19 protein-coding genes, 1 pseudogene and 1 riboswitch are annotated in these 20,435 nt (G+C 71.9%); of the genes and pseudogenes, 17 read left to right on the top strand and 3 right to left on the bottom strand.

The genetic code is table 11. The features are described from left to right. Window positions 1-49: 49 nt before the first annotated feature. From lepB to ACFYXM_RS09465, 8 genes are all read left to right on the top strand, one after another. A complete protein-coding gene (lepB, locus tag ACFYXM_RS09500; RefSeq protein ID WP_389288413.1) occupies window positions 50-868 on the top strand; it encodes a signal peptidase I in 819 nt (272 codons plus the stop codon). Further along, window positions 858-1,346, top strand: a complete 489-nt coding sequence (locus ACFYXM_RS09495; protein ID WP_389288412.1) for an NUDIX hydrolase — start codon at window positions 858-860, stop codon at window positions 1,344-1,346. Before lepB ends, ACFYXM_RS09495 begins: the two co-directional genes overlap by 11 nt. 64 nt (window positions 1,347-1,410) lie before the next feature. After that, window positions 1,411-1,719, top strand: coding sequence for a DUF2469 domain-containing protein (locus ACFYXM_RS09490; RefSeq protein WP_043444228.1), 309 nt, complete (start codon window positions 1,411-1,413; stop codon window positions 1,717-1,719). Window positions 1,720-2,009: 290 nt separating this feature from the next. Then, on the top strand, window positions 2,010-2,366 hold the full coding sequence (locus ACFYXM_RS09485; RefSeq protein WP_351629591.1) for a YraN family protein: 357 nt from the start codon (window positions 2,010-2,012) through the stop codon (window positions 2,364-2,366). Next, window positions 2,366-3,991, top strand: coding sequence for a YifB family Mg chelatase-like AAA ATPase (locus ACFYXM_RS09480; protein ID WP_389288411.1), 1,626 nt, complete (start codon window positions 2,366-2,368; stop codon window positions 3,989-3,991). Before ACFYXM_RS09485 ends, ACFYXM_RS09480 begins: the two co-directional genes overlap by 1 nt. Window positions 3,992-4,101: 110 nt before the next feature. Beyond that, window positions 4,102-5,268 (top strand): DNA-processing protein DprA, encoded by a 1,167-nt coding sequence (locus ACFYXM_RS09475; RefSeq protein WP_389288410.1) that lies wholly within the window; start codon window positions 4,102-4,104, stop codon window positions 5,266-5,268. Between the two features lie 248 nt (window positions 5,269-5,516). Further along, the gene (whiG, locus tag ACFYXM_RS09470) at window positions 5,517-6,353 is read left to right on the top strand and encodes an RNA polymerase sigma factor WhiG (protein ID WP_073784900.1); all 837 of its coding nucleotides are present in this window, start codon (window positions 5,517-5,519) and stop codon (window positions 6,351-6,353) included. A 116-nt stretch (window positions 6,354-6,469) separates the two neighbouring features. Further along, window positions 6,470-7,036, top strand: coding sequence for a helix-turn-helix domain-containing protein (locus ACFYXM_RS09465; protein WP_351516862.1), 567 nt, complete (start codon window positions 6,470-6,472; stop codon window positions 7,034-7,036). Between the two features lie 238 nt (window positions 7,037-7,274). Here ACFYXM_RS09465 and ACFYXM_RS09460 read toward each other — a convergent pair. After that, window positions 7,275-7,826, bottom strand: a pseudogene (locus tag ACFYXM_RS09460) (peptidoglycan DD-metalloendopeptidase family protein); the annotation flags it as partial. A 355-nt stretch (window positions 7,827-8,181) separates the two neighbouring features. Here ACFYXM_RS09460 and rpsB point away from each other — a divergent pair. The 9 genes from rpsB (at window position 8,182) to ACFYXM_RS09415 (ending at window position 18,389) form a co-directional block, all read left to right on the top strand. Continuing rightward, window positions 8,182-9,057, top strand: a complete 876-nt coding sequence (gene rpsB, locus ACFYXM_RS09455; protein WP_351516836.1) for a 30S ribosomal protein S2 — start codon at window positions 8,182-8,184, stop codon at window positions 9,055-9,057. Between the two features lie 99 nt (window positions 9,058-9,156). After that, window positions 9,157-10,011, top strand: a complete 855-nt coding sequence (gene tsf / locus ACFYXM_RS09450; protein ID WP_389288409.1) for a translation elongation factor Ts — start codon at window positions 9,157-9,159, stop codon at window positions 10,009-10,011. A 160-nt stretch (window positions 10,012-10,171) separates the two neighbouring features. Next, window positions 10,172-10,948: a UMP kinase gene (pyrH, locus tag ACFYXM_RS09445; protein ID WP_389288408.1), complete on the top strand. Its 777-nt coding sequence runs from the start codon at window positions 10,172-10,174 to the stop codon at window positions 10,946-10,948. A 180-nt stretch (window positions 10,949-11,128) separates the two neighbouring features. Further along, entirely contained in the window at window positions 11,129-11,686 is a 558-nt protein-coding gene (frr, locus tag ACFYXM_RS09440) for a ribosome recycling factor (RefSeq protein WP_335938695.1), read from the top strand. Then, window positions 11,686-12,771, top strand: coding sequence for a phosphatidate cytidylyltransferase (locus tag ACFYXM_RS09435; protein WP_389288407.1), 1,086 nt, complete (start codon window positions 11,686-11,688; stop codon window positions 12,769-12,771). Before frr ends, ACFYXM_RS09435 begins: the two co-directional genes overlap by 1 nt. Window positions 12,772-12,911: 140 nt before the next feature. Next, window positions 12,912-14,018, top strand: a complete 1,107-nt coding sequence (gene rlmN, locus ACFYXM_RS09430; RefSeq protein WP_351516841.1) for a 23S rRNA (adenine(2503)-C(2))-methyltransferase RlmN — start codon at window positions 12,912-12,914, stop codon at window positions 14,016-14,018. 247 nt (window positions 14,019-14,265) lie between these two features. Continuing rightward, a riboswitch (TPP riboswitch) is annotated at window positions 14,266-14,383 on the top strand. A 73-nt stretch (window positions 14,384-14,456) separates the two neighbouring features. Further along, entirely contained in the window at window positions 14,457-15,587 is a 1,131-nt protein-coding gene (locus tag ACFYXM_RS09425; protein ID WP_389288406.1) for a thiamine ABC transporter substrate binding subunit, read from the top strand. 140 nt (window positions 15,588-15,727) lie between these two features. Beyond that, the gene (locus ACFYXM_RS09420) at window positions 15,728-17,341 is read left to right on the top strand and encodes an ABC transporter permease (RefSeq protein ID WP_389288554.1); all 1,614 of its coding nucleotides are present in this window, start codon (window positions 15,728-15,730) and stop codon (window positions 17,339-17,341) included. Between the two features lie 22 nt (window positions 17,342-17,363). Next, the gene (locus ACFYXM_RS09415; protein ID WP_389288405.1) at window positions 17,364-18,389 is read left to right on the top strand and encodes an ABC transporter ATP-binding protein; all 1,026 of its coding nucleotides are present in this window, start codon (window positions 17,364-17,366) and stop codon (window positions 18,387-18,389) included. A gap of 123 nt (window positions 18,390-18,512) precedes the next feature. Here ACFYXM_RS09415 and ACFYXM_RS09410 read toward each other — a convergent pair whose 3' ends face one another. Both ACFYXM_RS09410 and ACFYXM_RS09405 read right to left on the bottom strand, forming a co-directional pair. Next, window positions 18,513-19,694 (bottom strand): hypothetical protein, encoded by a 1,182-nt coding sequence (locus ACFYXM_RS09410; RefSeq protein ID WP_389288404.1) that lies wholly within the window; start codon window positions 19,692-19,694, stop codon window positions 18,513-18,515. Next, on the bottom strand, window positions 19,676-20,413 hold the full coding sequence (locus ACFYXM_RS09405; protein ID WP_389288403.1) for an ABC transporter ATP-binding protein: 738 nt from the start codon (window positions 20,411-20,413) through the stop codon (window positions 19,676-19,678). The genes ACFYXM_RS09410 and ACFYXM_RS09405 overlap by 19 nt, the downstream gene beginning before the upstream one ends. Window positions 20,414-20,435 lie beyond the last annotated feature (22 nt).

Below are 20,435 nucleotides of genomic sequence, written 5' to 3'. Positions count from 1 at the left end.
GCCGACTCGGATCAGCGATTGCCGATCTCCTACGGGGAGGGACGCTGGGATGAGTGGAACAGGACGTACGGGCGACGGCCATGGGCGGCTCGGCAGCACGCTGTCGGGGCTGGCCGTGGCCGTCGGCTGTGTGCTCTTCCTCGGCGGTTTCGCCTGGGGAGCCGTGGTGTACCAGCCGTACACGGTGCCGACCGAGTCCATGACGCCGACGGTGCACGCCGGTGACCGGGTGCTGGCCCAGCGGATCGACGGCGACGAGGTGCGCCGCGGCGACGTGGTGGTCTTCACCGATCCGGCCTGGGGCGACATGCCCATGGTCAAGCGGGTCGTCGGAATCGGTGGGGACACGATCGCCTGTTGCGACAAGGGCCGGCTCACCATCAACGGCCGGGCCGTTGAGGAACCGTATCTGCAGCAGCGGGAGCCCGCCTCGGGGAACAGCTTCTCGGCCGATGTGCCCGAAGGGCAGCTCTTTCTGCTCGGCGACGAACGCCGGTCCTCCCTCGACTCGCGGGTCCATCTGGACGACCCGGGACAGGGTTCCGTGCCGCGGGGCGCGGTACGAGCCCGGGTCGACGCCATCGCCTGGCCGATGGACGGCATGGTCGAGCGGCCGGCGGCCTTCGCCTCATTGCCCGGCGGAGTCTCGTCGCCCGGCCCTCTGCGCCTGCAACTGGCCGCCGTCGTGGCGGGCATGGTGCTCATCCTCGGCGGCGCCGCGTACGGCCCGATCGCGGCGGGGGCCGCACGCGTGGCCCGGAAGCGGCGATCGGCTCAGGGGGAGCGGTCGGTACAGGGGACGCGGTCGGCACCGGGCGGGCGATCGGCACCGGAACGGCGGGAAGGGACGGCGACGGATGCACGTTGAGAAGCGGAAGGTCGCCCGTGTGGTGCTGCTGGACCCCGAGGACCGGATCCTGCTGATCCACGGATACGAACCGGCGGACCCCACGTCCACCTGGTGGTTCACCCCGGGCGGCGGCCTGGAGGGCGAGGAGACCCGGGAACAGGCCGCGCTGCGCGAGCTCGCTGAGGAGACCGGCATCAGCGATGTCCGGCTGGGCCCGCTGCTCTGGCGGCGGATGTGTTCGTTCCCCTTCGACGGGCGCCGTTGGGAGCAGGACGAGTGGTACTACCTCGCCCGTACGACGCAGACCGCCACCGACACCCGTGGGCTGACCGGGCTGGAACAGCGCAGCGTCGCGGGGCTGAGATGGTGGACTTCCGCCGAACTGTCGGCGGCGCGTGAGACGGTGTACCCGACCAGACTCGCCGAGTTGCTGCGCACGCTGCTCGACGAGGGTCCTCCGCGTACGCCAGTGGTTCTGTCCCCCGAATTCGCCTGAGCACCCGGGGAAGCCGGGCCCTGGCGCACAATAGGGGGACGCACGGCTGAAGGGGAACATGCCAATGAGCGCCGAGGACCTCGAAAAGTACGAGACCGAGATGGAGCTGAAGCTCTACCGGGAGTACCGAGACGTCGTCGGTCTGTTCAAATTCGTGATCGAGACCGAACGGCGCTTCTACCTCACCAACGACTACGAGATGCAGGTGCACTCGGTCCAGGGCGAGGTGTTCTTCGAAGTGTCGATGGCGGACGCCTGGGTCTGGGACATGTACCGGCCCGCCCGCTTCGTCAAACAGGTACGCGTGCTGACGTTCAAGGACGTCAACATCGAGGAGCTCAACAAGAGCGATCTCGAACTCCCGGGCGGCTGAGCCCGCTCTCAGGGGGGCGGCTGATCCTGCTCTCCCCCAGGGGCGGGGCTGTCCGCGGGGGGTTCTCCCGCGCGGAGAACGTCCCCGCCCAGGGTTTCGTCCCCGACGAGGGATCGCCCTCGGCCGGGACCACCCGTTTCGGGAACTGCCCGTTTCGCGGGACCGTGATCCCTCCTCGGGGCCGATTCCCTCGCACGAGTGGCCGGGATATCCACAATCCCGGAGTTGTCCACCAAGATCCACAAGCCGGGGCCGGACGCGTCAGAGTCGGTCCCGGAGGTGGTTCCGACATGAACGCACGGGGAGCGCTCGGGCGGTACGGCGAGGATCTGGCGGCACGGCTGCTGACCGACGCCGGCATGTCCGTACGGGAACGGAACTGGCGCTGTCGCGCCGGTGAGATCGACATCGTCGCGCTGGACGGCGACGTGCTCGTGCTGTGCGAGGTGAAGACGCGCAGAGCGGGGCCGTTCGAGCACCCGATGGCCGCCGTCACACCGGCCAAGGCGGAACGGCTGCGCCATCTGGCGGAGGTCTGGCTGCACCGGCACGGCGGGCCGTCCGGCGGGGTCAGGATCGACCTGGTCGGGGTGGTGCTGCCCCGGCGCGGGGCACCCGTCGTGGAGCACGTGCGGGGGGTGGCCTGATGGGGTTCGCGCGGGCGTGCTCGGTGGCGCTGGTGGGCGTCGAGGGCGTGGTGGTGGAGGTCCAGGCGGACCTGGAGGCGGGGGTGGCGGCATTCACCCTGGTGGGCCTGCCGGACAAGAGCCTGGTGGAGAGCCGGGACAGGGTCAGGGCCGCGGTGGTGAACTCCGGGGCCGAATGGCCGCAGAAGAAGCTCACGGTCGGGCTCTCGCCGGCCTCCGTGCCCAAGGGCGGCTCGGGCTTCGATCTGGCGGTGGCCTGCGCGGTGCTGGGGGCGGCGGAGCGGATCGACCCGGCGTCCATCGCCGATGTGGTGATGATCGGGGAGCTCGGCCTCGACGGCCGGGTGCGGCCGGTCCGGGGGGTGCTGCCCGCCGTGCTGGCCGCGGCGGAGGCCGGTTACCGCCAGGTCGTGGTGCCCGAGCAGACCGCAGGGGAGGCGGCGCTGGTGCCCGGCGTCTCGGTGCTCGGGGTGCGGAGTCTGCGGCAGCTGATCGCGGTGCTCTGCGACGAGCCGGTGCCGGACGAAACGAGGGGCGACGACGAGGGGCGCCCGGACACGATGCTGGCCGGGCTGCTGGTGCCTGGTGCCGGGACCGGCACCGGCCTCGTCCGAGGCTCCGGCCGGGGCGACGGCGGCGTGCCGGATCTCGTGGACGTCGCGGGACAGGAGCTGCCCCGCAGGGCACTGGAGGTCGCCGCGGCGGGCGGCCACCATCTGATGCTCACCGGCCCGCCGGGCGCGGGCAAGACCATGCTGGCCGAGCGGCTGCCGGCCATCCTGCCGGAGCTGACCAGGGCGGAGGCCCTGGAGGTCACCGCCCTGCACTCCGTGGCAGGGCTCCTGCCGCCGGGGGAGCCTCTGGTCACCCGAGCGCCGTACTGCGCACCGCACCACTCCGCGACGATGCAGTCACTGGTCGGCGGGGGCAACGGTCTGCCGCGGCCCGGCGCGGTCTCCCTGGCCCATCGGGGCATCCTCTTTCTGGACGAGGCCCCGGAATTCTCGGTACGGGTGCTGGACGCGTTGCGCCAGCCGTTGGAGTCCGGGCACGTGGTGGTGGCGCGGAGCGCCGGAGTGGTGCGGCTGCCCGCGAGATTCCTGCTGGTGCTGGCCGCCAACCCCTGCCCGTGCGGCCGGCACTCCCTCGGTGGTGCCGGCTGCGAATGCCCGCCCTCGGCGGTCCGGCGTTACCGGGCGAGGCTCTCCGGCCCCCTGCTCGACCGCGTGGATCTGCGGGTGTCCGTCGACCGGGTCGGGCGCGAGGACCTGATGGGGCAGGGCGGCAGAGGGGAGCCGACGGTCGTCGTCGCCGACCGGGTCCGGGAGGCCAGGGCGCGGGCGGCGCACCGCCTGGCCGGTACGGGATGGGGCACAAACAGCGAGGTCCCCGGCCATGAACTGCGCACCCGGCTGACCTTGGCACCGGGCGCGCTCCTGGAGGCGGAACGGGACATGGAGCGCGGACTGCTCACCGCCCGGGGCCTGGACCGGGTCCTCAGAGTGGCGTGGACGGTGGCCGATCTGCGCGGCGCCGACCGGCCGGAGGCGTCCGACGTCGCGGCGGCGCTGGAGCTGCGGACCGGTATTCCGCGGGGTGCCCCGGTGAAGGCCGGTGCGGCGTGACGCCCCGGGCGGACCGCGGCCGGCCGCAGGAGCCGCGCCGCCTTTCGGACCGGTCACCGGAGCACGGCGGGGGAACGGGACCGCGGTCCGGGCGCGGCGCGCCGGAGGGAGTGGGAACGGTGCTCGACGACGGGGAACGGCTGGCGCGGGTCGCGCTGACCCGCATTCTGGAGCCGGGGGACGAGCGGGGCGGCCGATGGCTGCGCGAGTACGGGGCCGTCGAGCTGCTGCGGCGGATCAGGGCCGGGGACGGCAGCGCGGAACGGCTGGAGGGCATGACCGCGAAACGTCTCGGCGGCTACCGCCTACGGGCCGAGGGCGTCGAACCGGAGCGGGACCTGGCGGCGATCGCCGCGCTCGGCGGGCGGTTCGTCTGCCCCGGCGAGCTGGAGTGGCCCGGTCAGCTCGACGACCTGGGGGACGCCAGACCGACGGGCCTGTGGGTGCGCGGGCCACGTGACCTGCGGCTCTGGGCGCTGCGCTCGGTCGCCGTGGTCGGTGCCCGGGCCTGTACGCCGTACGGGTCCCACATGGCGGCGAGCCTCGGCGCGGGGCTCGCGGAACTGGGGTGGGTCGTCGTGTCGGGAGCGGCCTTCGGCGTGGACGCGGCGGTGCACCGCGGCGCGCTCGCCGTCGGCGGGGCGACGATGGCGGTCCTGGCCTGCGGGGTGGACGTCGCCTACCCCCGGGGGCACGCCGAGTTGATCGGACGCATGGCGGAACAGGGAATCGTCGTCGGCGAATTGCCGCCGTCCGATCATCCGACCCGCAGCAGATTCATTGTGCGGAACCGGGTCATCGCCGCGTTGACGCGCGGAACCGTCGTGGTCGAGGCCGAGCACCGCAGCGGTTCGCTCGTCACCGCACGCGCCGCACAGCGGCTCGGCCGCTTCACGATGGGCGTGCCGGGCCCGGCCACCAGCGGGTTGTCCGCGGGCGTCCACGAACTCCTGCGCGGCGAGGGCGTCCTGGTGACCAGTGCCGCGGAAGTCGTCGAACTGGTGGGTGACATCGGCGCTCTCGTCCCTCTCGCGCAGGGGCCCGTCCACCCGCGGGACCTGCTGGACGCCGACGCCGCGCGGGTCCTCGACGCGTTGCCGTACGGCGGCATCGTCACTGGCCGTGACGTCGCCCGCGCGGCCGGAACCAGTACCGACGAGGCCTTCGGTCGGTTGTACGAACTGCACTCACTGGGGTTCGTCGAACGACATGGCGACGGATGGCAGTTGACGCGGAGGCGGACATGCAATGGCGACGCGCGGCGAGGCGGTTCTTGACCTGGCGCATTCGGGTGAAAAGGTGAAGCCGATGACCCTCGCCGGCCCTTCAGCGGCACGTCCGGGGCCGCCGCACGCGGTGACGGTCCCGGACCGCAGTCGTGCCCGATCGGCCAGAATCGCACGGCGCCGATCCGCAGTCCTGCGCGGACCGCGACGTCGTAATCACGCTACGCTCACAACGACTCCGCATCCGACACAAGTCTCCCGGCCCCACCACTTCACGGCAGAACGGCTCAAGGCACCACATGCCCCAGCACACCTCCGGGTCTGACCGCGCGGCAGTACCACCGGCTGCGCGTGGCACTGTGCGCCCTCCCGCCCCCTCCTCGCTCGACGAGTTGTGGCGCTCCTACAAGTCCACGGGCGACGAGCGGCTGCGGGAGCAGTTGATCCTGCACTACTCGCCGTTGGTGAAGTACGTCGCGGGCCGGGTGAGTGTGGGCCTGCCCTCCAACGTCGAGCAGGCCGACTTCGTCTCCTCGGGGGTCTTCGGGCTGATCGACGCGATCGAGAAGTTCGACATCGAGCGCGCGATCAAGTTCGAGACGTACGCGATCACGCGCATCAGGGGCGCCATGATCGACGAGCTGCGGGCGCTGGACTGGATCCCGCGTTCGGTGCGTCAGAAGGCGCGGGCCGTGGAGCGTGCCTACGCCACCCTGGAGGCGCAGCTGCGGCGCACCCCCTCCGAGCCGGAGGTCGCCGCCGAGATGGGCATCACGCTGGAGGAACTGCACTCGGTCTTCAGTCAGTTGTCCCTGGCGAACGTGGTCGCGCTGGAGGAGCTGCTGCACGTCGGCGGCGAGGGCGGTGACCGGCTGAGCCTGATGGACACGCTGGAGGACACCACCGCCGACGACCCGGTCGAGGTCGCCGAGGACCGCGAGCTCAGACGGCTGCTCGCCCGGGCGATCAACACCCTCCCGGAGCGTGAGAAGACGGTGGTGACGCTCTACTACTACGAGGGCCTCACCCTCGCCGAGATCGGCAACGTGCTGGGCGTCACCGAGAGCCGGGTCAGCCAGATCCACACCAAATCGGTGCTGCAACTGCGGGCGAAACTGGCCGACGCCGGACGCTGAGACCACCGTCGGCCCGTGCCGCACGCATGGCTTCGGCCACTGATCGGGGCCGCGCACCCCCGCTCGAACACCGCTCGCCGTAAAGTGGACCTGTGCCCAGGATTCGAGCGGCCTCGGTGGCCGAGCACCGGACCATGCAGCGCGGCGCCCTCCTGGACGCCGCCCGCTCCCTGCTGTCCGAGGGCGGTACGGAGGCGCTGACCTTCCCCGCCCTCGCCGAGCGCACGGGCCTCGCCAGGTCCTCCGTCTACGAGTACTTCCGTTCCCGGGCGGCCGTCGTCGAGGAGCTGTGCGCCGTCGACTTCCCCGTCTGGGCGGCGGAGGTCGAGAGCGCGATGGAGCAGGCCGGCACGCCCGAGGGGAAGATCGAGGCGTATGTGCGTCGGCAGCTGGACCTCGTCGGCGACCGCCGCCACCGGGCGGTCGTCGCGATCTCGGCGAGCGAGCTGGACGCCGGGGCCCGCGAGAAGATCAGAGCCGCGCACGGCGGCCTGATCGCCATGATCGTCGAGGCGCTCGGCGAACTGGGCCACGAGCAGCCGCGACTGGCGGCGATGCTGGTACAGGGCTCCGTGGACGCCGCGGTCCGGCGTATCGAGCTCGGCGTGGCGGAGGAGCCTGCCGTGATCGCGGACACCGCCGTGGCCATGGTCCTGCGCGGCGTACAGGGCGCACGGGACTGACAGCGGGCCGTCGGGCGGCGCGCGGCGGAACGGCACGTCGTGAGGCGGCGAACAGAACGCCGGGGGCGGCGAGTCCGTCCCCGGCCCCCTCGGTCGACCCACCCGGTTCCGGTACGCCGAACACCGGCAGCAGACGGGACGGCCCCCGCCGCAGCAGCTCGGGCGGCAGCAGCGACAGCGGGTCCAGATACGTGTCACCGCGCCGCAGCCCCCAGTGCAGACAGCCCGACGGGCAGTGGAACGGCCCGGCCTCCATCACGCCGACGCGCTGACCGGCCGCCACCCGCTCGCCCGCGGTGACGAGCGCGCGCACCGGCTCGTAGCTGGTCCGCAGCGGCGGGTCGCCGCTGCCGGCCACCTCGATGGTCACCACTCCGCGCCCCGCGACCCGCCCCGCGAAGGAGACGCGTCCCGTGGCTGCCGCGAGCACCGCCGCGCCCGGCGCCGCGGCGAGATCCACTCCGCGGTGGCCCCGCCCGTAGGCACCGGCCGGTGGTTCCCAGCCCCGGACGATCGTGGGACGCCCGGCGAGCGGTCGGCTCCGGGCGCCGCCCGACCGCGACGGCGGGGCGGGGAGGGGCTCGGGCACGGGATCACCCACGGGCGGCGGCCCGGGCGCGGGATCAGGCGCGGACCGTGGCCCGGGAACGGGGTCGCGAGCCGGTACGGGCACGGGGGCACCCACGGACGTGGCCGGGAATGCCGCCACGGCGGGGACGGCCGGGCGCAAGGAGACCGGTGCCCCGGTCGCGGTGCCGCACAGCAGCGCGAGAAGGCCGGCGGTCGCCATCACGGCGGGTGCGGCACGGAGCCGGCGCCCACGGACGGGCGCGCGGCGGGAAGCCGTCGGATCGGATGCGCGTCGCATGACGGAACCGTCCCGCACCGCCCGGATCCGCGGGGATCATGAACCGGATCTGTGGACTACCGACCGGTTGTGGACAGCGCCGTCACCCGGCACCCGGCCCGTCCCGTACACTTCCTATGGCGATCCGGGTCACCGGGTCGACTTCGCACGCCCCGCCACCTCCCTCTTCGCGGACGGTGGCCGCGCTCCTCGGTCCTTCGTGGCACGGCGCGTCGGGGCGTCAGGCGCGACAGCAATCCTGCGGTCGCGACAACCGAGTACCCCAAGGAGTACGGCCATGGCCGTCGTCACGATGCGGGAGCTGCTGGAGAGCGGCGTCCACTTCGGTCACCAGACCCGTCGTTGGAACCCGAAGATGAAGCGCTTCATCTTCACCGAGCGCAACGGCATCTACATCATCGACCTGCTCCAGTCGCTGTCGTACATCGACCGCGCCTACGAGTTCGTCAAGGAGACCGTCGCCCACGGCGGCTCCATCATGTTCGTCGGTACCAAGAAGCAGGCCCAGGAGGCCATCGCCGAGCAGGCGACGCGCGTCGGTATGCCGTACGTCAACCAGCGTTGGCTCGGCGGCATGCTCACCAACTTCTCCACCGTCTACAAGCGCCTCCAGCGCCTGAAGGAGCTGGAGCTCATCGACTTCGAGGACGTGGCCGCCTCCGGCCTCACCAAGAAGGAGCTCCTGGTCCTCTCGCGCGAGAAGGCCAAGCTGGAGAAGACCCTCGGTGGTATCCGCGAGATGCAGAAGGTGCCGAGCGCCGTCTGGATCGTCGACACCAAGAAGGAGCACATCGCCGTCGGCGAGGCTCGCAAGCTCAACATCCCGGTCGTCGCGATCCTCGACACCAACTGCGACCCCGACGAGGTCGACTACAAGATTCCGGGCAACGACGACGCGATCCGCTCCGTCACCCTGCTCACCCGCGTGATCGCCGACGCCGTCGCCGAGGGCCTCATCGCCCGCTCCGGTGCCGCCACCGGTGACTCGAAGCCGGGCGAGAAGGCCGCCGGTGAGCCGCTCGCGGAGTGGGAGCGCGACCTGCTCGAGGGCGACAAGAAGGCCGACGCCGAGGTCCAGTCCTCCGCCGAGACCGAGAAGGCCGCGGACGCCGACAAGGCCGAGGCCCCGGCCGCGGACGCCGAGCAGGCCTGACACCCGTCACGGCTGATGACGGCGGGGGCCGGTGCCACGAGCACCGCCCCCGCCGTTCACCCGTAGATCTTTCAGACTTCGAGAGAGAAACACAGACTCATGGCGAACTACACCGCCGCTGACGTCAAGAAGCTCCGCGAGCTGACCGGCGCCGGCATGATGGACTGCAAGAAGGCGCTGGACGAGGCCGAGGGCAACGTCGAGAAGGCCGTCGAGGCGCTCCGTATCAAGGGTCAGAAGGGCGTCGCCAAGCGCGAGGGCCGTTCCGCCGAGAACGGTGCCGTCGTCTCCCTCATCTCCGAGGACAAGACCTCCGGCGTCCTGCTGGAGCTGAAGTGCGAGACGGACTTCGTCGCCAAGGGCGAGAAGTTCCAGAGCGTCGCCAACACGCTCGCCGCGCACGTCGCCGCGACCTCCCCGGCCGACTTGGCCGCGCTGCTCGCCTCCGAGATCGAGGCCGGCAAGACCGTCCAGGCGTACGTCGACGAGGCCAATGCCAACCTTGGCGAAAAGATCGTCCTGGACCGCTTCGCGCAGTTCACCGACGGTTACGTGGCCGCGTACATGCACCGCACCATGCCCGACCTCCCGCCGCAGGTCGGCGTCCTGGTCGAGCTGGACAAGGGGACCGCCTCGGACGAGGCAGTCGCAGCGGTCGCCAAGGACGTCGCGCAGCACATCGCCGCCTTCGCCCCGAAGTACCTCAACCGCGAGGACGTCCCGGCCGAGACGGTCGAGAACGAGCGCCGTGTCGCCGAGGCCACCTCCCGCGAGGAGGGCAAGCCCGAGGCTGCTCTCCCGAAGATCGTCGAGGGGCGGGTCAACGGCTTCTTCAAGGAGGTCGTCGCTCTGGAGCAGGCGTTCGCCAAGGACAACAAGAAGTCGGTCCAGAAGGTTCTGGACGAGGCCGGTGTCACCCTGAAGCGCTTCTCGCGCATCAAGGTCGGCATCTGAGTCCGTCCGCGAACAACGGTGGACCCCGCAGGAGGTCCGGTGCAGTCGTCGGCCGCACCCATGCCGTACGACCGCAGATCTGACGAGGAGGCCATTGCCGCTGAGGGACACCAGACCCACCGGCAATGGCCTTCTTGGTATGTGCACGAGGAGAATCCCCATGAACAAGGGCGCGGACGCCGCCAAAGGCGACCACAAGCGCGATGACGACAAGGTACCCGGGCGCTTCATGCTGAAGCTGTCCGGAGAGGCGTTCGCCGGCGGCGGGGGACTCGGTGTCGACCCCGACGTCGTGCACGCCATCGCCCGGGAAATCGCGGCGGTCGTCCGTGACGGCGCACAGATCGCGGTCGTGATCGGCGGCGGGAACTTCTTCCGCGGTGCCGAACTCCAGCAGCGCGGCATGGACCGGGCCCGGTCCGACTACATGGGCATGCTCGGCACGGTCATGAACTGTCTGGCGCTCCAGGACTTCCTGGAGAAGGAGGGCATCGACTCCCGCGTCCAGACGGCCATCACCATGGGGCAGGTCGCGGAGCCGTACATTCCGCTGCGCGCCGTGCGGCACCTGGAGAAGGGGCGCGTCGTCATCTTCGGCGCGGGCATGGGCATGCCGTACTTCTCCACCGACACCACCGCCGCCCAGCGGGCCCTGGAGATCGACGCCCAGGCCCTGCTGATGGGCAAGAACGGTGTGGACGGGGTCTACGACTCCGACCCGAAGGCCAACCCCGACGCGGTGAAGTTCGACGCGCTCGAATACGGCGAGGTGCTCGCGCGCGACCTCAAGGTCGCCGACGCCACCGCCATCACGCTCTGCCGTGACAACGAGCTGCCGATCCTCGTCTTCGAGCTGACGGCCACGGGCAATATCGCCCGCGCGGTCAAGGGTGAGAAGATCGGCACGCTCGTGAGTGACCAGGGCACCCGGGCCTGAGGACCGGGAGACGTCCCCGGGAAGCCGCGGGCAGGGTACGGGACCCGCGGGGAAAGCCCCGGTACGGCGCCCCGGAGGATGGACAACGGCCTGCCGGTCGGACACCGTGCAGGTGAGGACGCGACGCAGATCCGCGGGCCCGAGCACGCCGGGCCCACCCAAGACACGCAGGAGCACGTGGTGATCGAAGAAACCCTCCTCGAGGCCGAGGAGAAGATGGAGAAGGCCGTCGTCGTCGCGAAAGAGGACTTCGCCGCGATCCGGACCGGCCGCGCCCACCCGGCGATGTTCAACAAGATCGTCGCCGACTACTACGGTGCGCTGACCCCGATCAACCAGCTCGCCTCGTTCTCGGTGCCCGAGCCCCGCATGGCCGTCGTGACGCCGTTCGACAAGAGCGCGCTGCGCAACATCGAGCAGGCCATCCGTGACTCGGACCTCGGCGTCAACCCGAGCAACGACGGCAATATCATCCGGGTGACCTTCCCGGAGCTCACCGAGGAGCGCCGCCGCGACTACATCAAGGTCGCGAGGACCAAGGCCGAGGACTCCCGCATCTCCATCCGGGCCGTGCGCCGCAAGGCCAAGGAGGCGCTCGACAAGCTGGTCAAGGACAAGGAGACCGGCGAGGACGAGGTGCGTCGCGCCGAGAAGGAGCTCGACGACACCACCGCGAAGTACGTCGCACAGGTCGACGAGCTGCTCAAGCACAAGGAAGCCGAGCTGCTCGAAGTCTGATGAACGACTCTTCCTGGGGCGCCACGCCGGGAGCCGGTCCGTGGGCTGCGCCCGAGATGCATGCTGCCCCGGCGGGTCCCGCGCACGATGTGTATGACGCCCAGCAGACTCGGCCCATGCCCATCGTGCCGGACGCCCCTGACGCAGGTGGAGACGCTGACGACCGTGACGACCGGGAGCAGGGGGGCGCACGCCGGAACGGCGGCCCCCTGTTCCGCGACGAGAAGCCGCAGGAGCCCATGTCCACCGCGCCACCGTCCCCGCAGAAGAAACATGCGGGCCGCGATCTGCGAGCCGCCATAGGGGTCGGGGTGGGGCTCGGCGCCGTCATCGTCGCCTCGCTGTTCGTCGTGAAGGCCGTCTTCGTCGGGGTGATCGTCGTCGCCGTCGTCGTGGGCCTGTGGGAGCTCACCTCACGGCTGTCGGAGCGCAAGGGCATCAACGCGCCGCTCGTGCCGCTGGCGGTCGGCGGTGCGGCGATGGTGGTGGCCGGGTACATGAAGGGCGCCGAGGGCGCCTGGGTGGCCGTGGCACTGACCGCGCTCGCGGTTCTCGCCTGGCGGATGGCCCAGCCTCCGGAGGGCTACCTCAAGGACGTCACGGCCGGTGTGTTCGCCGCGTTCTACGTGCCGTTCCTCGCCACGTTCGTCGCCATGCTCCTGACCGCGGACGACGGGCCGCAGCGGGTGCTCACCTTCCTGCTGCTGACCGTGGTCAGCGACACAGGGGCGTACGCCGTCGGCTGGCGCTTCGGAAAGCACAAGCTCGCGCCGCGCATCAGCCCCGGGAAGACCCGCGAGGGCCTCTTCGGGGCCGTCGCCTTCGCGATGGTCGCGGGTGCCCTGTGCATGCAGTTCCTGATCGACGGCGGTGCCTGGTGGCAGGGGCTGCTGCTGGGGCTCGCGGTCGCGGTCAGCGCCACCCTCGGCGACCTGGGCGAGTCGATGATCAAGCGGGACCTCGGCATCAAGGACATGGGCACGCTGCTGCCGGGACACGGCGGGATCATGGACCGGCTGGACTCGCTGCTGCCGACCGCTCCGGTGGTCTGGCTGCTGCTGGTGCTGTTCGTCGGCTCCGGCTGAGAGCACCCGGCAGGCTCTGAGCCCGCGGGACGGTCCGCCCGTTCCGACCTGCGCGTTCTCAGGCGAGGGCCCGCTGCCCACAGGACGTTGTCCACAGGGCGGCGGGCCCTCGTCGCTGCGTCTGCGACACTGGACGGACCATGCCTAAGCCCGGAGAACTCACTTTCGTCGCACCCCGCGGAGCCAAGAAGCCGCCGCGGCATCTCGCCGACCTCACGCCCGCCGAGCGCAAGGAGGCGGTCGCCGCGATCGGCGAGAAGCCGTTCCGCGCCCAGCAGCTCTCGCAGCACTACTTCGCGCGGTACGCGCACGACCCGGCCGAGTGGACCAACATCCCGGCCGCCTCGCGGGAGAAGCTCGCCGAGGCGATGTTCCCCGAGCTGATGTCGGTGGTCCGTCACATCAGCTGCGACGACGACACCACCCGCAAGACGCTGTGGAAGCTGCACGACGGGACGCTCGTCGAGTCCGTGCTGATGCGCTATCCGGAGCGGGTGACGATGTGCATCTCCTCGCAGGCGGGCTGTGGGATGAACTGCCCGTTCTGCGCCACCGGGCAGGCCGGTCTGGACCGCAATCTGTCGACCGCGGAGATCGTCCACCAGATCGTGGACGGCATGCGGGCGCTGCGCGACGGAGAGGTGCCCGGAGGACCGGCGCGGCTCTCCAACATCGTCTTCATGGGCATGGGCGAGCCGCTGGCCAACTACAACCGCGTGGTCGGCGCGATCCGACGGCTGACCGACCCGGAGCCGGACGGGCTGGGGCTCTCGCAGCGCGGGATCACCGTTTCCACCGTGGGGCTGGTGCCCGCGATGCTGCGCTTCGCCGACGAGGGCTTCAAGTGCCGTCTCGCCGTCTCGCTGCACGCGCCGGACGACGAGCTGCGCGACACCCTCGTCCCGGTGAACACCCGGTGGAAGGTGCGCGAGGTGCTGGACGCCGCGTGGGAGTACGCGGAGAAGTCCGGCCGTCGCGTCTCCATCGAGTACGCGCTGATCCGGGACATCAACGACCAGGCGTGGCGGGGCGATCTGCTCGGCCGGCTGCTCAAGGGCAAGCGGGTGCACGTCAACCTGATCCCGCTGAACCCGACACCCGGCTCGAAGTGGACCGCCTCCCGGCCCGAGGACGAGAAGGCGTTCGTCGAGGCCATCGCGGCGCACGGGGTGCCGGTGACCGTACGGGACACCCGGGGCCAGGAGATCGACGGGGCCTGCGGGCAGCTGGCGGCGGCCGAGCGCTGACACAGGCGTTCGCCGGGTCCGTGGGAATACCGAGGCCGGAGTCCGCCGGGCCCGCGGGAGTGCCGAGAGCGGCGTTCGCCGGTTCCACGGGAGTACCGGGACCGGCGTTCGCCGGGCCCGAGGTGGTTCGGCCGGACTCCGGGGCGGACGGGGCGTCAAGGGCTCCGGGCCTCCGGCGTCGCCCGGGCGCCGAGGCCCCGGCGGCCCGGCCGGGCCGCCCGTGTAACCTGGCCCGGAAATCAACTTCATATTCCGACAGGGGAGCGCCACAGCGCTGAGAGTGCGGCACCGGGGGACCGGTCGTCCGCAGACCCTCTGAACCTCGCCCGGGTCATTCCGGGTAGGAAGTTCGGTCATCAACTCATGCTGTTGCGCCCTGCCCGCGTCCCGCGGGCGGGGCCGCGTCTCTTCCTGGCCAAAACCCAGGAGGAATCCATCATGACCACCACGCGCAGGACCACGGGAACCACGCGCGGGTCCGTACGCCTTACGGCCACGGCCGTCGTGGCCGCGCTCGGCATCACGGCACTGGCCGGGTGCGGGAGTTCCGACACGTCGTCCTCCGGATCCGGCGGCACGAAGGGCGCCGGCCCGAAGACCGTGACGCTCGTCAGCCACGACTCCTTCAACGCGTCCGACGCGGTGCTGAAGGAGTTCACCGAGGAGACCGGCTACACCGTCAAGGTCCTCAAGAGCGGCGACGCGGGAGTCGCGCTCAACCAGGAGATCCTGACCAAGGGCTCACCGCGCGGAGACGTGTTCTTCGGCGTCGACAACACCCTCCTCTCCCGCGCCCTGGACAGCGGCCTGTTCACGCCGTACGAGGCGAAGGGCATCGACCGGGTCGCGGCCGCTGCCCGGCTGGACGCCGGGCACCGGGTCACGCCGGTCGACACCGGCGACGTCTGCGTGAACTATGACAAGAAGTACTTCGCCGACAAGAAGCTCGCCCCGCCGCAGACCTTCGACGACCTGGCGAAGCCCGCTTACAAGAACCTCCTGGTCACCGAGAACGCGGCGACCTCCTCGCCCGGCCTCGGCTTTCTCCTCGGCACCGTCGCCGCCTACGGCGAGAAGGGTTACCAGGACTACTGGAAGAAGCTGAAGGACAACGGCGTCAAGGTCGTCGACGGCTGGGAGCAGGCGTACAACGACGAGTTCTCCGGCTCCGCGGGTGGCAGGAAGGCCAAGGCCGACCGTCCGCTCGTCGTCTCGTACGCCTCCAGCCCGCCCGTCGAGGTGCTGTACGCGAAGCCGCAGCCGGCCGAGGCCCCGACCGGGGTCGCCACCGGGACCTGCTTCCGGCAGATCGAGTTCGCGGGCCTGCTGAACGGCGCCAAGAACGAGGCGGGAGGCAAGGCGCTGCTGGACTTCCTGATCGGCAAGCGGTTCCAGGAGGACATGCCGCTCAACATGTTCGTGAACCCGGTCGTCCCGGAAGCGAAGCTGCCGGATCTGTTCACGAAGTTCGGCACGACCGTCGAGAAGCCGACGACCGTCGCCCCCGACCTGATCGCCAAGAACCGTGAGCAGTGGGTCCAGTCGTGGTCCTCACTCGTCGTGAAGTAGCCGGGACCGCCGCACAGGGGACGGGCGCGGCGGCGAAGGGCGCGGACGTCACGGGTCCGCGCCCGCGCGCCGGGCGCACGACGGACGCGGCGCGGACGGCGGCCCGGCGAGTGGGCGCCGGCGCGGTGCGGCCGGCCCTGATGGCCGTGCCCGTGGCGTTCTTCGCGGTGTTCTTCGCCTACCCCGTCGTCGCGATCGTCGGCCGGGGGCTGAAGGTGGACGGCGTGTGGCAGTTCGGCCGGATCGGCGAGGTGCTGGCCCGGCCGGAGATCCGTGACGTCCTGTGGTTCACCACCTGGCAGGCGCTCGCCTCGACCGCGCTGACGCTGCTCGTCGCGCTGCCCGGCGCGTACGTCTTCGCCCGCCTCGACTTCCCCGGAAAGCAATTGCTGCGGGCGGTGGTCACCGTGCCGTTCGTCCTGCCGACCGTCGTCGTCGGGACGGCGTTCCTGGCGTTGCTGGGGCGCGGCGGGTTCCTCGACGAACTCTGGGGGGTGCGCCTCGACACCACGGTGTGGGCGATTCTCCTCGCCCATGTCTTCTTCAACTACGCGGTGGTCGTACGAACCGTCGGCGGTCTGTGGGCGCAGCTCGACCCGCGGCAGGAGGAGGCCGCCCGGGTGCTGGGCGCCGGACGGTTCGCGGCCTGGCGACGGGTCACGCTGCCGGCCCTCGCACCCGCCGTGGCCGCCGCCGCGCTGATGGTCTTCCTCTTCACCTTCACCTCCTTCGGCGTCGTGCAGATCCTCGGCGGCCCCGGGTACGCCACGCTGGAGGTGGAGATCTATCGGCAGACCGCCCAGCTCCTCGCCCTTCCGACGGCCGCCGTGCTGACGCTGACGCAGTTCGCCGCGGTGGGCGCGATCCTCGCCGTGCACGCCTGGACCGTACGGCGCAGGGAGACCGCGCTGAGGCTGGTCGATCCGGAACGGACCGCCGGCAGGCCGCGCGGGGCCGGGCAGTGGGCGCTGCTCGGCGCGGTGCTGCTGACCGTGCTGGTGCTGATCCTGCTGCCCCTCGCGGTGCTGGTGGAACGCTCGCTGGACACCCCGGACGGCCACGGCCTCGACTTCTACCGCGCCCTGGGATCCGTGGACGCGGGCGGCGGCACCTTCCTGGTCGCGCCGCTCGAAGCGATCGGGAACTCCGTGGCGTACGCGCTGGTCGCGACCGTGATCGCGCTGGTCGTCGGCGGGTTGGCCGCGGCGGCGCTGACCCGGCGCGCGGGGCGGCTCGTGCGCGGTTTCGACGCGCTGCTGATGCTGCCGCTCGGAGTGTCGGCGGTCACCGTCGGCTTCGGCTTCCTGATCACCCTGGACAAACCGCCTCTGGACCTGCGCACGTCATGGATCCTGGTGCCGCTCGCCCAGGCGCTGGTCGGCGTGCCCTTCGTCGTGCGGACCATGCTGCCGGTGCTGCGCGCGGTGGACGGCCGGCTCCGGGAGGCGGCCGCGGTGCTCGGGGCGTCGCCGCTGCGGGCCTGGCGGGAGGTCGATCTCCCGCTGGTGCGGCGGGCGTTGCTGGTCGCGGCCGGTTTCGCGTTCGCCGTTTCGCTCGGCGAGTTCGGCGCGACGGTGTTCATCGCGCGGCCCGACCGGCCGACGCTGCCGGTCGCGGTGGCCCGGCTGCTGGGCCGGGCCGGTGAGCTCAACTACGGCCAGGCGATGGCGCTCAGCACCATTCTGATGGTGGTCTGCGCGGTCTCGCTGCTGCTGCTCGAACGTATTCGCACGGACCGGTCCGGCGAGTTCTAGGGATGTCCGGGGAGTTCTGACGATGCTGACACTGGAATCGGCCACGGTCCGCTTCGGCGAGCGGACCGCGCTCGACCGGGTGGACCTGGAGGTCGACGAACACGAGATCGTCTGTGTGCTGGGACCGAGCGGCAGCGGCAAGTCGACCCTGCTGCGGGTGGTCGCCGGGCTCCAGAGGACGGACGGCGGCCGGGTGCTGCTGGACGGGGCGGACCAGGCGGGGGTGCCGGTGCACCGGCGGGGTCTCGGCCTGATGTTCCAGGACCACCAGCTCTTCCCGCACCGGGACGTCGGCGCCAACGTCGCGTTCGGGCTGCGGATGCGCGGGGTGTCCCGGCGCGATCAGGAGCGCCGGGTCGGCGAGCTCCTCGACCTGGTGGGCCTGCCGGGCGCCCAGCGGCGCGCCGTCGCCGCGCTGTCCGGAGGCGAGCAGCAGCGGGTCGCCCTCGCGCGAGCGCTCGCCCCGCGTCCCAAGCTGCTGATGCTGGACGAGCCGCTCGGCCAGCTCGACCGCGGTCTGCGCGAACGCCTCGTGGCCGAACTGCGCACGCTCTTCGGTCGGTTGGGCACGACGGTGCTGGCCGTCACGCACGACCAGGGCGAGGCGTTCGCGCTGGCCGACCGGGTGGTCGTGATGCGGGACGGGCACATCGCCCAGACGGGCACGCCGCTGGAGGTGTGGAAGCGGCCCGCTTCCGCGTTCGTCGCCCGGTTCCTCGGCTTCGACAACGTGGTCGCGGCGACGGTGGACGGTGCGGTCGCCGACACGGCGTGGGGCGGGGTCCCGGTGCCCGAGGGGTCGCCGCAGGGGGAGCGAGCCCTGCTCGTGCGTCCGGCCGGGGTGCGGATCGGTGCCCCGGAGGAGGGGCTGCGCTGCGCGGTCGGGGCGCGCACGTTCCGGGGCGATCGCGTCGCCGTGCGGCTGACGCCGCAGCGCGGTCCGGCTCTTGAAGCGGAGTGCGCGCTGCGCGACGTCCCCGGGGAGGGGAAGACGGTCGGGGTCCGCTTCGACGCGGCGGAGTGCGTGGTGCTGCCCGCCGAACGGTGACGCGGGCTCCGGGCGACCGGGCGGGCCGCCCCGTCGGAGGGTGACCGGCCCGCGCCCCCATCGGCCGCCGCCCGCGGGATCCGCGACCGCCGCTCGGCGCCCGCGCCCGCGGGGACGGCCTCGTCAGACGGTCAGCGGCAGCGCCGCCAGCTCGGCGACCAGCCAGGTCAGCGGGGCGAACACCACCAGCAGGACGGCGGCGCGCAGCGCCGTCGCGTACCGCAGCGCCGAGGCCGGGGCGCCGAGCCGCAGCAGCGTCCGTGACGTCCGGGCACGATCCTGCCTGGCATCCAGGGCCGAGGTCAGCAGCGTGGCCGCGGTGCAGCCGAGGACGAGCACCGAGCCCAGCACGGTGAGCGGGCCGAAGGGGCGCGGCCCCGTTCCGTGCAGCGCGTCCACGGCGACCGCCGCCGAGAGCACCGCGCACACCACGCCGAGCGGCCCGCCGATCCGGCGGGCCTCGTCCATGAGGACTCGTCCGGCCAGCAGCCGTACGGCGCCGGGGCGCGCCGACTGCAGCAGCCGGCCGCAGTGGTACGCGAGGCCGGGCCCGGCCATCGCCAGGCCGATCGCCGTCAGCGCCCACCCCGCCAGCACCCCGGCAGGGCTGTCGTCGAGCCGGCCCGGGAGCGGGAGCAGGCTGTGCCCGTCACCGCGGCTCATGTACGACTCGACGGCAAGGCCCACGGCGGTCAGGGCCACGCCCCACGGCAGCCCGCCCGGGGGCGTCGCCGGAGCGGGGTGTTCCTCCTGCGGGCCGTCCGCGGGGCCCTCGTCGGGCAGCGGGACCACCACGGGCCGCTCGCGCAACGCGATCCCGCTCGCGACGGCCGCGGACACCGGGACCAGGGACAGCAGCACCAGCGCGGCGGCGAGCGGCAGCGGGGACCGGGCGTCGAGCAGTCCGGCCGCGGCGCCGTCGAACGGCAGCCCGGACAGATCGCCGCGCAGGTGCAGGAAGACCAGCAGCGCCACCACCGATCCGAGCGTGCAGGAGACGGCGGTGGAGACGGCGGCCAGTACGGTGAGTTTCACGGGCCCCAGGCCCACGGCGGAAAGTCCGGAACGCGGCCGGGTGCTGGGGTCCGTACGGGCCACCGCGACCGCGAACTGCACGGTGGCGGCGAGCGGTACGAAGCACCACAGCAGCCGCTGCAGCGCGGCGGTGGGCCGGTCCGGGTGCCCCGACGCGTAGCCCAGGGCGCACAGCAGCAGGAAGCCGACCCCGGCGGAGGCTGCCGCGACGAGCAGCCTGCGCAGCAGGACCAGCGGACGGGAGCCCCGGGCTAGACGGAGAGCGAGCACGCCGCGCGGCCCTCCGCATCGGATACGGCGGGCAGGGCGACGGTGGCGACGCGGCGGCCTTCCAGCAGCGGGACCGTACGGTCGGCGAGGGAGGCGACCTCCGCGTCATGGGTGGCGAGCACCACCGTGATGCGGTGCGAGCGGGCGGCGCTGGTGAGGGTGCGCAGCACGTGCGCCCGGTCGGCGTGGTGCAGGGCCGCGGTCGGCTCGTCGGCGAAGATCACCGTCGGCGAGCCGGCCAGCGCGCGGGCCACGGCGATCCGCTGGCGCTCTCCCTGGAGCAGGGTGTGCGGCCGTTGCTTGGCGCACGCGCCGATGTCGAGCCGCTCCAGCCACTCCAGGCCGGTCTTCTTCGCCTCCCGGTGCGTGGTGCCGCGCAGGAACAGCGGAAGTGCCACGTTCTCCCAGGCGTTCAGCTCCGGGACGAGCTGCGGTACGGGGGCGATCCAGCTGAACCTGTCACGGCGCAGCCGTTCGCGCAGCCGGGGGCCCATGGTGTGGACGGGGACGCTGTTGAACCACACCTCGCCCTGCTCGGGCACCAACTGACCGGACAGGCAGAGCAACAGGGTCGTCTTGCCGCTGCCTCTCGGGCCCGTCACGGCGAGGATCTCGCCGTCGCGGACGCCCAGGGAGACTCCGCCGAGCGCGGGCGAGCCGTTGTGGGAGTGCTGGAGGGAACGCGCCCAGATCACGTCGTTGTCCGGCGGGGCCACCATGGTGTACACCTCGGTTCAGATC

This window comes from Streptomyces sp. NPDC002476, from assembly GCF_042889785.1.
In the GTDB taxonomy this organism is placed as follows: domain Bacteria; phylum Actinomycetota; class Actinomycetes; order Streptomycetales; family Streptomycetaceae; genus Streptomyces.
The sequence above is the reverse complement of the archived record's forward strand: the minus strand, read 5'-3'. Positions and strand labels throughout refer to the sequence as shown.

Excerpts from the sequence above, each read along its gene's own strand:
- lepB (WP_389288413.1), top strand. The coding sequence starts at position 50 with ATGAGTGGAACAGGACGTACGGGCGACGGCCATGGGCGGCTCGGCAGC.
- ACFYXM_RS09495 (WP_389288412.1), top strand. The coding sequence starts at position 858 with ATGCACGTTGAGAAGCGGAAGGTCGCCCGTGTGGTGCTGCTGGACCCC.
- ACFYXM_RS09490 (WP_043444228.1), top strand. The coding sequence starts at position 1,411 with ATGAGCGCCGAGGACCTCGAAAAGTACGAGACCGAGATGGAGCTGAAG.
- ACFYXM_RS09485 (WP_351629591.1), top strand. The coding sequence starts at position 2,010 with ATGAACGCACGGGGAGCGCTCGGGCGGTACGGCGAGGATCTGGCGGCA.
- ACFYXM_RS09480 (WP_389288411.1), top strand. The coding sequence starts at position 2,366 with ATGGGGTTCGCGCGGGCGTGCTCGGTGGCGCTGGTGGGCGTCGAGGGC.
- whiG (WP_073784900.1), top strand. The coding sequence starts at position 5,517 with ATGCCCCAGCACACCTCCGGGTCTGACCGCGCGGCAGTACCACCGGCT.
- rpsB (WP_351516836.1), top strand. The coding sequence starts at position 8,182 with ATGGCCGTCGTCACGATGCGGGAGCTGCTGGAGAGCGGCGTCCACTTC.
- tsf (WP_389288409.1), top strand. The coding sequence starts at position 9,157 with ATGGCGAACTACACCGCCGCTGACGTCAAGAAGCTCCGCGAGCTGACC.
- pyrH (WP_389288408.1), top strand. The coding sequence starts at position 10,172 with ATGAACAAGGGCGCGGACGCCGCCAAAGGCGACCACAAGCGCGATGAC.
- ACFYXM_RS09435 (WP_389288407.1), top strand. The coding sequence starts at position 11,686 with ATGAACGACTCTTCCTGGGGCGCCACGCCGGGAGCCGGTCCGTGGGCT.
- rlmN (WP_351516841.1), top strand. The coding sequence starts at position 12,912 with ATGCCTAAGCCCGGAGAACTCACTTTCGTCGCACCCCGCGGAGCCAAG.
- ACFYXM_RS09425 (WP_389288406.1), top strand. The coding sequence starts at position 14,457 with ATGACCACCACGCGCAGGACCACGGGAACCACGCGCGGGTCCGTACGC.
- ACFYXM_RS09420 (WP_389288554.1), top strand. The coding sequence starts at position 15,728 with ATGGCCGTGCCCGTGGCGTTCTTCGCGGTGTTCTTCGCCTACCCCGTC.
- ACFYXM_RS09415 (WP_389288405.1), top strand. The coding sequence starts at position 17,364 with ATGCTGACACTGGAATCGGCCACGGTCCGCTTCGGCGAGCGGACCGCG.
- ACFYXM_RS09405 (WP_389288403.1), bottom strand. The coding sequence starts at position 20,413 with ATGGTGGCCCCGCCGGACAACGACGTGATCTGGGCGCGTTCCCTCCAG.